General features: G+C 61.8%; 6 protein-coding genes. All 6 read left to right on the forward strand.

Annotation, left to right across the window (positions count from 1 at the left end; genetic code table 11):
• The first annotated feature begins 422 nt into the window (after positions 1 to 422).
• Entirely contained in the window at positions 423 to 3,911 is a 3,489-nt protein-coding gene (gene rpoB / locus ACWIVK_RS04945; protein WP_448575468.1) for a DNA-directed RNA polymerase subunit beta, read from the forward strand.
• 18 nt (positions 3,912 to 3,929) lie between these two features.
• Positions 3,930 to 8,309 (forward strand): DNA-directed RNA polymerase subunit beta', encoded by a 4,380-nt coding sequence (rpoC, locus tag ACWIVK_RS04950; protein ID WP_448575469.1) that lies wholly within the window; start codon positions 3,930 to 3,932, stop codon positions 8,307 to 8,309.
• Between the two features lie 124 nt (positions 8,310 to 8,433).
• Positions 8,434 to 8,862, forward strand: a complete 429-nt coding sequence (rpsL, locus tag ACWIVK_RS04955; RefSeq protein ID WP_448575470.1) for a 30S ribosomal protein S12 — start codon at positions 8,434 to 8,436, stop codon at positions 8,860 to 8,862.
• 134 nt (positions 8,863 to 8,996) lie between these two features.
• Positions 8,997 to 9,467: a 30S ribosomal protein S7 gene (gene rpsG, locus ACWIVK_RS04960; RefSeq protein WP_448575471.1), complete on the forward strand. Its 471-nt coding sequence runs from the start codon at positions 8,997 to 8,999 to the stop codon at positions 9,465 to 9,467.
• Between the two features lie 40 nt (positions 9,468 to 9,507).
• Positions 9,508 to 11,616: an elongation factor G gene (gene fusA, locus ACWIVK_RS04965; RefSeq protein ID WP_448575472.1), complete on the forward strand. Its 2,109-nt coding sequence runs from the start codon at positions 9,508 to 9,510 to the stop codon at positions 11,614 to 11,616.
• Positions 11,617 to 11,668: 52 nt separating this feature from the next.
• Positions 11,669 to 11,807: GTP-binding protein (locus tag ACWIVK_RS04970; RefSeq protein ID WP_448575474.1), on the forward strand; the 139-nt coding region annotated here is incomplete at its 3' end.

Consider the following 11,807-nt stretch of genomic DNA (forward strand, 5'->3'; position numbering starts at 1 on the left):
GCAAACGGTCCGTCATGTCGAGGGATCGACACGCCGCCACAAGTCGGTCGTGCGATCGAGCGACGTCGGAACCCAAACCCAAAGGGGTCGCCGCTCTCCACTCCTCCGGTTCTGGAGCGCAACGTGTCGGAGCGTCCTCGAATGTGGCAATCGCTTTCGTGCAACGATGGGATGGGGTTGACAGCGTGGCAGCGTCCGTGATAAGCTAGGCGTTTGCGAAGAGGTGACGCGCACGCATGAGGCGGCGTGGAGCTCAATGCAGAGCGCAACCAGTGAGGCCGAGCGGCAGTGTCCGCTTGGCTCTGCGTTTTTCCGTCGCGCGTCGCGCGCTTCGTGCCGTGAGGTCTCGACGGCTACGTAGTTCGTGACGTATCCCCGAGTAACTGTTCATTCGAGCGTCCAGCAAGAGGATAGGGAGAAGGATGACTGTGACGACAGGGGCGACCGCGATGCCATCGTCCGCAGTTCGCCAGGTACGGTCGAATCTCGGGGTCGGGCGCGTTTCGTTCGCCCGCATTCCGACCGTACTAGAAATGCCGAACCTCATCGAGCTGCAGCTCAAGTCGTTCGAGTGGTTCAAGACTGAAGGATTGCGAGAACTCCTCGAGGAGTTTTCGCCCATCATCGACTACAACCAGAAGCTCGAAGTCCACTTTCTGCGCCACTGGTTCGAAAGGCCACGCTACACTCCGGAGATTTGTCGCGAGCGCGACATGACGTATGCCGCTCCGCTGTATTTTCGCGTTCGGCTCGTCATCCGCGACACTGGTGAGGTCAAGGAGAGCGATATCTATATCGACGACTTTCCGATGATGACGGAGACCGGGACCTTCGTCATCAATGGGGCGGAGCGCGTCGTCGTCTCCCAACTCGTTCGCTCGCCGGGAGCGTACTTCGAACTCGAGCCTGACCCGGCTACCGGTCGGCAGCTGTGCATGGCCAAACTGATTCCGACTCGAGGAGCATGGCTCGAGTTCGAGACCTCCAATCGCGATGTCTTGTCGGTCAAGATCGATCGCAAGCGCAAGATTCCGGTAACGGTCCTTCTCCGTGCGGTCGGTTATGGGCGCGATGAGGACTTGTTCGAGCTGTTTGCGGATGTCGATACCGATCCCGATCATCGCTACATCGCGGCGACGATCGAGCGAGATCGAACGAAGAGCCGCGAAGAAGCTCAAATGGAGATCTACAAGACCTTGCGCCCAGGGGATCCGCCGACGCGGGAGAACGCTGCCGCGCTCATCGAACGCCTCTTTTTCAATCCGCGTACCTACGATCTCGGCAAAGTCGGTCGGTACAAGCTGAACAAGCGGCTGGGGCTGGAAACGCCTGCTGACGTGCGGGTTCTCACGCGCGAGGACTTGGCTGCGCTGGTGCGGACCATGATCCTCGTCAATCGAGGACTCGATCGACCGGATGACATCGATCACCTGGGCAACCGGCGCGTGCGCACAGTCGGTGAACTGATTCAGTTGCATTTGCGGACCGGACTCCAGCGCCTGGAGCGCGGGATCCGCGAGCGGATGACGATCGTCGATATCGACACTGCGACCCCTGCAAGCCTGATCAGCAGCACTCGGCCGTTGCGTGCCGCCATCCGCGAGTTTTTCGCGGGAAGCCAGCTCTCGCAGTTCATGGATCAGACCAATCCGCTCGCTGAGCTCACGCACAAGCGTCGCGTTTCGGCGCTCGGTCCGGGAGGGCTCAATCGCGAGCGGGCAGGCTTCGAGGTGCGCGACGTCCACGACTCGCATTACGGACGGATCTGCCCGATCGAAACTCCAGAAGGCCCGAACATCGGATTGATCACGTCGTTGGCGACCTATGCGAAGGTCAACGAGTACGGCTTCATCACGGCACCCTATCGCCGGGTTTACCGGCAAATCGAGTTGCCGAGCCAGGCGGATCTTCTCATCGGCCAAATTCTTCGCACCGATGTCGTCGATCCGGCCACAGGTGAGTTGCTCGCGGGCCGCGGCACGACGGTCGACCGGGGGCTGTGCGACCGGTTGATCGCGGCTGGGGTCGCACGCGTCGATGTCCAGCCGTTCGTGAGCGACGAGGTCGACTATCTCACGGCCGATCAGGAGGAACATTTTACAATCGCGCAAGCGAATACTCCCCTCGATGAGGGCATGCGGTTCGTGGCTAGCCGGGTCGAGGCGCGGCGCGCGGGCAAGTTCGTGTTGGAGGTTCCCGAGAAAGTCGATTACATGGACGTCTCGCCGAAGCAAGTGGTCTCGGTCTCGGCGTCCTTGATCCCGTTCCTCGAGCACGACGATGCGAACCGCGCGCTCATGGGTGCCAACATGCAGCGGCAAGCAGTGCCCCTGCTGCGTCCGCGCGCCCCGATCGTCGGAACCGGTGTGGAGTACCAGGCAGCGCGCGATTCAGGTCAGGTCGTGGTCGCGCAGAAGGGAGGCATCGTCAAATCGGTCACGGCGCGCCGCATCGTCGTGTTGGAGGATGACGGCAACGAGCGGGTTTACGAGCTGCGGAAGTTCGTCCGGTCGAACCAGGATACGTGTATCAATCAGCGCCCGATCGTGCAGAAGGGGCAGCGGATCGAGGCAGGCGACGTGATCGCCGACAGCTCGAGCACGGAAAACGGCGAACTCGCGCTCGGACAAAATGTCCTCGTCGCTTTCATGTCGTGGGAGGGTGGAAACTTCGAGGATGCGATCCTCATCAGTGAGCGACTGGTCCGCGAAGACGTGTATACCTCGATCCACATCGAGAAGTACGAGTGCGAGGCCCGCGATACCAAGTTGGGACCGGAGGAGATCACACGCGACATTCCGAATGTGGGTGAGGACAGCCTGCGCAATCTCGATGCCGACGGGATCATCCGGATCGGTGCGCAGGTCGGTCCCAATGACATTCTCGTGGGTAAGGTCACGCCGCGGGGCGAAACGGAACTGTCGGCGGAGGAGCGCTTGCTGCGCGCCATCTTCGGCGAGCGGGCGCGGGACGTCAAGGATACGAGCTTGCGCGTGCCCCATGGCGTGCACGGGATCGTCATCGACGTCAAGCGGTTCCGGCGCGATGACGAGAGCGGCGTCGAGCTGCCAGCCGGCGTCAACGAGATGGTTCGCGTTTTCATCGCCCAGAAACGGAAGATTTCCGAGGGCGACAAGATGGCTGGTCGGCACGGCAACAAAGGGGTGGTCTCGCGCATCGTGCCGATCGAGGACATGCCGTACTTGCCGGATGGAACACCGGTCGACATCATCCTCAATCCGATCGGCGTCCCTTCGCGCATGAATTTGGGTCAGATTCTCGAGACACATCTCGGTTGGGCAGCTCATACACTCGGCATCAAGGTCGCGAGCCCGGTCTTCGACGGTGCCAAGGAGGAAGAAATCCGCGAACTCTTGCGCAAAGCGGGTTTGCCTGAGGATGGGAAGGTCGAATTGTATGACGGGCGAACCGGCGAGAAGTTCGATCGTCCAGTCACGGTCGGCATCATCTACATGATGAAGCTCGTTCACCTGGTCGAGGACAAGATTCACGCACGATCGACCGGTCCCTATTCGCTGGTGACGCAGCAGCCGCTCGGCGGCAAGGCGCAGTTCGGTGGCCAGCGCTTCGGGGAAATGGAGGTCTGGGCGCTGGAGGCATACGGCGCGGCACACACGCTGCAGGAGATGTTGACGGTCAAGTCGGACGATGTCGTCGGGCGCGTCAAGACCTACGAGGCCATCGTCAAAGGGGAGCCGATCGTCGAAGCCGGTGTGCCGGAATCGTTCAAAGTGTTAGTCAAAGAGCTGCGTAGCCTCGGGCTTTCAGTCGAGGTCTTGAACGAAGACGAAGAGCCGATCGAGTTCGGTGAAGACCACAGCCGAGAGCGCGAGATTCTCTCGCAGCTCGATCGGATCAACCTGAGCGGCTTCGAGCGCACGGAAGAGTGACATGAGGGGTGAGTGCGCATGAGCACCGTCGCACGCCAGCGCGAGACACGAAAAGCGATCGATGTCAATCACTTCGAAGCGATCCGGATCGGATTGGCCTCGCCGGAGGCGATCCGGAGTTGGTCGTACGGGGAGGTGACCAAACCAGAGACGATCAACTATCGCACGCTCAAGCCCGAGCATGGTGGACTCTTTTGCGAGCGGATTTTCGGTCCGACCAAGGATTTCGAATGCTACTGTGGGAAGTACAAGCGGCAGCGGTACGCGGGGACGATCTGTGACAAATGCGGAGTCGAGGTCACCCGCTCCAAGGTTCGGCGCGAGCGGATGGGGCACATCGAACTCGCTGCGCCGGTCGCGCACATCTGGTATGTGAAGGGGACGCCCAGTCGGCTCGGGCTGCTCCTCGACATCACTCCCCGCAACCTGGAGCGTGTGCTGTACTTCGCCTCGTATCTCGTGACCCGTGTCGACGAGACCAAGCGCCAGGAACTGATCGAAAACATCCGACAGGAGTTGCAGGCCGAGCTCGATGAGTTGGATCGCCAACTGGAGGCCAAGCGTCGCGAGTTGGAGGAGGCGCAGGGGACGGAACTGCTGGCTTTGCGGGATCGACGAGAGGCGCTGGAACGCGAGGTGCGAGAGCGGGTCGCGAGCGAAGTCGAGCGCGTTCGACGCCAAGCTGCCGGGTTGCGGGAACGGTTGCAGGAGGCGCTCGGAACGCCGGCGGAAGAGGATATCGAGTTCGCTGGTCGCCTGATCGCTGCGCGTGGAGAAATTCTGTCGGAGCGGCATCTCGCTGGCTTGGACGAGGCCGAACAGGAGGCGGTCAACGAAGCTGAGCGCAACGCACGCAGCGCGGTCAGTGGCGAGCAGGCGCTGGTCGAAGCGGAGCAGGAGTTCCTGACCGGGCGCATCGCTGAGCAACTGGCGACATTCCAGAGCGAGATCGAGCGTCAGAAGGCGGATCTCCGAGCGGAAGCCGATGAGCTGATTCGCCAGGTGCAGGAGATCCGCGAACTCCAGGTGCTGACCGAGCAACAGTATCGTGACCTCGTCGACCTGGCTCCGGGAGTCTTCGAGGCGAAGATGGGTGCCGAGGCGGTCTACGAGGTCGTCTCGAGCATGGACCTCGATCAGCTCTCGGCGCAGCTTCGCGCGGAGATGGCGCAGGCGACTGGCCAGCGACAGAAGCGTATCGCGAAGCGCTTGCGTCTCGTGGAAGCGCTTCGCAAGAGCGGGAATCGACCCGAATGGATGCTCCTGACGGTTTTGCCGGTCATCCCGCCTGACTTGCGGCCGATGGTGCAACTCGATGGTGGGCGCTTTGCGACCTCTGACCTCAACGATCTCTACCGGCGGGTCATCAATCGCAACAATCGGTTGAAGCGACTGTTGGAGCTCGGGGCGCCCGACATCATCATCCGCAACGAGAAGCGGATGCTACAGGAAGCGGTCGATGCGCTCATCGACAACGGTCGGCGGGGGCGCGTCGTTTCTGGGACGAGCAAGCACAAACTCAAGAGTCTCTCCGACATGCTCAAGGGGAAGCAGGGGCGGTTCCGCCAGAACCTCTTGGGCAAGCGCGTGGATTACTCGGGCCGCTCGGTCATCGTGGTTGGGCCCGACCTGAAGCTCCACCAGTGCGGATTGCCGAAGCGGATGGCACTGGAGCTCTTCAAGCCATTCGTGATGCAGCGGCTGGTCGTGCACGGCCATGCCCACAACATCAAGGCAGCCAAGCGACTGGTCGAACGGATGGACCCACGCGTCTGGGATGTCCTGGAGGAAGTGACCCAGAATTATCTCGTTCTCCTCAACCGGGCACCGACACTGCACCGCCTGGGTATCCAAGCGTTCGAAGTCAAGTTGATCGAGGGATCGGCCATTCAGTTGCATCCGCTCGTGTGCGCGGCCTTCAATGCCGACTTCGATGGTGATCAGATGGCGGTCCACGTCCCGCTGTCGGCAGCAGCCCAGCGGGAGGCGCGCGAGCGGATGCTGTCGACGCGCAATCTGCTGGACCCCTCGGATGGCGAACCGGTCATCGCACCGACGTTGGATATCGTTCTCGGCTGCTATGCGATGACCTTGCCCGATCCGAATGCCAAAGGAGCGGGAAAGGTCTTCGCCGACCGTGCCGAGGTCGTGCTCGCTTACCAGAGCGGTGCCGTCGACCTGCAAGCGCCGATCCGGGTTCGGATGGAGGTCGATGGTCATGGTGAACAGCTCGTCGAGACGACGGTCGGGCGGGTCTTGTTCAACGAGATTTTGCCGAAGGAACTCGGTTTTTGGAACGAGCTCATGGACCGCAAGGCGCTCCGTCGGCTGATCGCCACGTGCTACACGCGCCTCGGTGCCGATGAGACCGCTCGGCTGGCTGATCGGATCAAGGATCTCGGTTTCCACTATGCCACCAAGAGCGGCATCACGATCGGCGTCACGGACGTGCACATTCCGGTGGAGAAGGCGGAAATCATCGCGCGAGCCGAGCAACGCGTGGCCGAAGTCGATCGTCAGTATCGACGCGGTCTCATTACCGATGCGGAGAGGCACCGCGAGGTGGTGTCGATCTGGAACGAGGCGCGTGACGAGCTCGCGCAAGTCGTCGAGCGGAGCTTGGGTGAGCAAAACAGCCTCTACATGATGAGTAAGTCGGGGGCCAAGGGGAACATCAATCAGATCAGCCAGATGGCCGGCATGCGGGGGCTCATGCTCGACCCCAAGGGACAGATCATCGAGTTGCCGATCCGCTCGAATTTCCGCGAGGGATTGTCGGTACTCGAGTACTTCATCTCGACCCACGGTGCGCGGAAGGGTCTGGCGGATACGGCGCTGCGTACGGCCGACTCGGGTTACCTGACACGCCGACTCGTCGATGTGGCGCAGGACGTGATCGTCACGATCGACGATTGTGGAACCGAGGACGGCATGTGGGTGCGCCTCGAGGATGTGCCGGATCGCGAGACGTTCGCGGACCGTGTCCTCGGCCGGGTCGCAGCCCGTGACCTGATCGATCCGGCGACGGGAACCGTTTTGGTCCGACGCAACGAGGAGATCACGGAGCCGGTCGTCGCGGACATCGTGGCGTCGCTCGATCGGTCGGAGCCGGCGCACCGCATCACAGCGGTGATGATCCGGACACCACTCTATTGCACGGCGGACTATGGCGTGTGCCGGCTGTGCTATGGGCGGAACTTGGCAACACGCCAGATCGTCGAACTGGGCGAGGCCGTCGGCATCATCGCGGCGCAGAGCATCGGTGAGCCGGGGACGCAGCTCACGATGCGGACGTTCCACACCGGTGGCGTAGCAGGTGAGGACATCACGACTGGTCTACCGCGCGTCGAAGAGCTTTTCGAGGCCCGGGAGCCGAAGGGGAAAGCGGTACTCGCCAAGATCGATGGCGTCGTGCAGATCGTCGAGGACGAGTTCGGGCGCAAGGTGATCGTGGAAGATGCACGCCTGGAGACCGAGACGCATCGGGTTCCAGAGGGCTTTGTCCTGCTGGTCGGCACGGGCGACCTGGTCACGGCAGGCCAGGTGTTGGCTCGGCCGGCCGAGGGAGAAGGTGAGCCGATCGTCGCCACGATGGACGGAGAAGTCTTCGTGGACGGCGACGAGCTGATCGTTCGTCGCGAGGAGCAACGCCGAGAGGAATATCCCCTCACGGCCACAGCGCATCTCCTCGTCAGTAGCGGAGAGCGCGTCAAGGCCGGTCAACAACTGACCGACGGGAACGTGAGCCCGGAGGAACTCCTGAATACCCTCGGACGGGATGCTGTCCAGCGCTACATCCTGGACGAGGTGCAGAAGGTCTACAAGTCACAGGGCGTGATCACCAATGACCGACATATCGAGGTCATCATACGGCAGATGCTGCGGAAAGTTGCCGTCACCGACCCGGGTGACACTGATCTGCTGGTTGGGGAGATGCTCGATCGCGCCCAGCTTCTGCGGATCAACGAGGAAGTGATCGCTCAGGGCGGGGTGCCGGCAACGGCTCAGCAGGTTCTCTTGGGAATCACCAAGGCATCGCTAGCTACCGAAAGTTGGCTTTCAGCGGCATCGTTCCAGGAGACGACTCGGGTTCTCACCGAGGCAGCCATCCAGGGCAAGGTCGATTACCTGCGCGGTCTGAAGGAGAACGTGATCATCGGAAAGCTGATTCCGGCTGGTTCTGGTTTCTGGGAGCGCAAGCAGCGGCGTGAGGCCGCATTGAGCGCGCTGGACGAGGCGACTCTCGCGGGACTGGCTGCGGTCGGGTTGGGTCCGAGTGGCGAGCCCTTGCCGCAGCCGGGAACGGATCGACCTGATGCCAGTGGTGAGCCAGCGGTGAGCGGAGGCGAGGAGGGTCGTTTTCTGGCAGGGGAAGCTGAGACAGGGCAACCTGCTTGACGATTCGGGCTGATTCCTGTACACTACACCCTCGTGACCCGGATCTCGGGTCACGAGGGTGTGTTATTGTTCAGCGTAGCCGATGCGCTACCGATGGGCGCAGGTCGGAGAGAGAGGCTGAACGGTGCCGACGATCAACCAGCTGGTGCGCAAGGGGCGGGAGAGGCGGCGCAAGAAATCGAAGGCGCCGGCGCTCCAGTTCGTCTATAGCCGAGTCGGGCGGAATGCGGGTAAACTTCGGCAAGTGCCGAAGGGGAATCCGCAGAAGCGTGGCGTTTGTGTGGCAGTGCGGACGATGACACCGAAGAAGCCCAACTCCGCGCTGCGCAAGATCGCCCGCGTTCGGCTGACGAACGGAATCGAGGTCACGGCGTACATTCCTGGCGAGGGTCACAACCTGCAGGAGCACTCGGTCGTGCTCGTGCGGGGTGGGCGCGTCAAGGACCTGCCGGGCGTGCGCTATCACATCGTGCGCGGTGCACTCGATGCGAAGGGCGTCGAGAATCGCCGGCAGGGACGCTCCAAGTACGGAACCAAGAAGCCGAAGCAGTAGGTCCAGCGGCGGCTGGCCTGTGCCAGGCTGGGTGGTTGTCGGCAGACGAAGCGCGGCATCGGGAGATCGCTCCAGGATTGCCGGCTTCGTCTGTCTCATGCCGAGCGAGGTGCGGAAGAAGGAGGCGACGAGCGATGCCGAGGCGGCCCAAGTACGAGCGGCGGAGCATCCCGCCCGATCCGAAATACGGAAGTGAACTCTTGCAGCGCTTCATCAACAAAGTGATGAGGCGGGGTAAGAAGTCGCTTGCAGAACGCATCGTCTATTCGGCGCTGGACATCGTGGCGCAGCGCACGGGGCAGCACCCGTTGGAGGTGTTCCAACGAGCGATTCACAATGCCTCGCCGCTGCTCGAGGTCAAGCCGCGTCGAGTGGGTGGTGCGACCTATCAGGTTCCGGTTCAGGTGGAACCGCACCGTCGCGTCTCGCTCGCGATGCGCTGGCTCATTCAGTCAGCGCGGAACCGGAGCGGTTACAAGTTCGTCGACAAGCTGGCTGCTGAGATTATCGATGCAGCCAACAACACCGGTGCGACCATCAAGAAGCGGGACGATACGCACCGCATGGCGGAGGCGAACCGCGCGTTCGCCCACTACCGGTGGTAAATCCTCAGAAAGGATGATGCACGAACGGGGTCAGAGGGAGATGAGTACGGTTCAACCACAGATGACCGAAGCCAGGCGCGTCCTGCTTCAGCGTACGCGCAATATCGGTATTATCGCGCATATCGATGCGGGGAAGACGACGACGACCGAGCGTATTCTCTTCTACACGGGGAAGGTCCATCGTCCCGGTGAGGTTCACGAGGGAACCGCGACGATGGACTGGATGGTGCAGGAGCGGGAACGCGGTATCACGATCACTGCCGCGGCGACGACCTGCTTTTGGCGCGATCACCGTATCAACATCATCGATACACCGGGCCACGTCGACTTTACGGTCGAAGTGGAGCGTTCGCTCCGCGTTCTCGACGGCGGTGTCGTCGTCTTCGATGGCGTGCAGGGTGTCGAGCCCCAGTCGGAGACGGTCTGGCGGCAGGCGGACAAATACCGCGTGCCGCGGATCTGTTTCATCAATAAGCTCGACCGTGTCGGAGCGAACTATGTCCGGGCGATCGAGATGATCCGCGAGCGATTGCGGGCTCAGCCGGTCGCCATCCAATGGCCGATCGGGTTGGAGTCCGAGTTTCGCGGCATCATCGATCTGATCGAGTTCCGAGCGAAAATCTACCACGACGACTTGGGCCAGCATATCGAGGACAGCGAGGTTCCCCCCGAGTACGTCGAAGTGGCTCAGGAGTGGCGACACAAGCTGCTCGAGCAGATTGTCGAAACGGACGAGGAGTTGATGCTCCGGTACCTGGAAGGGGAGGAGCCAACTCCAGAGGAATTGCGGCGCGCGCTGCGGGCGGCCACGATTCGCGGCCAGTTGTATCCGGTTCTCTGCGGTTCGGCGCTCAAGAACAAGGGCGTCCAGCTCCTCTTGGATGCCATCGTCGACTACCTACCTTCGCCCTTGGACATTCCACCCGTCAAAGGGACGCACCCCGTCACCGGCGAAGAGATCACCCGCGAGGCGGACGACGAGGCACCGTTTGCGGCGCTGGCGTTCAAGATCCAGTCGGATCCCCATGTCGGGCGTTTGACCTACGTCCGCGTTTACTCGGGGCGACTGCACAGTAGTTCGTACGTGTACAACTCGACCAAGGGGGAGCGAGAGCGCATCTCGCGTTTGCTCCGGATGCATGCCAACCACCGCGAGGAAGTGGAGTGGATCGGTGCTGGTGACATCTGCGCGGTGATCGGGCTCAAAAAGACGTTTACGGGTGACACGCTGTGCGATCCTGATCATCCGATTCTCCTCGAGCCGATCCAGTTCCCTGAGCCGGTCATCTCAGTCGCCGTGGAGCCGAAGACGCGAGCTGATCAGGACAAGCTGGCGATCGCCTTGCAACGGCTGGCGGAGGAGGATCCGACCTTCCAGGTGCGTACTGATCCGGAAAGCGGGCAGACGATCATTTCGGGAATGGGCGAGCTGCACCTGGAAGTGATCGTCGATCGGATGCAACGCGAGTTCAAGGTCGCGGCGAATATCGGGCGCCCGCAGGTTGCGTACAAGGAGACCATCACGCGGCCGGTTCGCGTAGAGGGTCGCTTTGTCCGACAGACGGGCGGGCGTGGTCAGTATGGCCATGTGTGGTTGGAACTGGAGCCACTGCCACGCGGGAGCGGCTTCGTTTTCGAAGACCGCATCGTCGGTGGCGTCGTTCCGAAAGAGTACATTCCTGCCGTCGAAGCTGGAATCCGCGAGGCGATGCAGAGTGGAGGCGTCTCCGGGTACCCGGTGATCGACCTGAAAGCTGTCCTGGTCGATGGGTCGTACCACGAGGTCGACTCGTCGGAGATGGCGTTCAAGATCGCAGCATCCATGGCGCTGAAAGAGGGAGTGCGCCGGGGCAATCCGGTCATACTCGAGCCGATCATGCGTGTCGAAGTCGTGGTTCCGGAAGAGTTCACCGGTGATGTGATCGGTGACCTGAATGCGCGTCGCGGTCGCATCGAGGGAATGGAGATGCGTGCGGGCGCTCAGGTGATCCGCGCCATGGTCCCGCTGGCGACCATGTTCGGGTACGCCACCGATCTGCGCTCGATGACACAGGGGCGCGGAACCTACACGATGGAATTCGATCACTACGCACCGGTGCCGGAGAGCATTGCGCAAGAATTGATGGCCAAGGCTGGTAAGTCGAGTTGAGCGTGAGACGGTCGGACGTGAGTCGAAGCGAATTGCTGAAAGGGGTCGCACGATGAGCAAGCCGCGGTTTGAGCGGACGAAGCCGCACGTCAATGTGGGGACGATTGGGCATGTAGATCATGGGAAGACGACGTTGACGGCGGCGATCACGAAGGTATTGAGCTTCAAGGGGTGGGCGAACTTCAAGCCGT

This window comes from Thermomicrobium sp. (assembly GCF_053493975.1).

Bases quoted from the DNA above. Each gene is read 5' to 3' on its own strand.
- rpsG (WP_448575471.1), top strand. From the start codon at position 8,997: ATGCCGAGGCGGCCCAAGTACGAGCGGCGGAGCATCCCGCCCGATCCG.
- fusA (WP_448575472.1), top strand. From the start codon at position 9,508: ATGAGTACGGTTCAACCACAGATGACCGAAGCCAGGCGCGTCCTGCTT.
- rpoB (WP_448575468.1), top strand. From the start codon at position 423: ATGACTGTGACGACAGGGGCGACCGCGATGCCATCGTCCGCAGTTCGC.
- rpoC (WP_448575469.1), top strand. From the start codon at position 3,930: ATGAGCACCGTCGCACGCCAGCGCGAGACACGAAAAGCGATCGATGTC.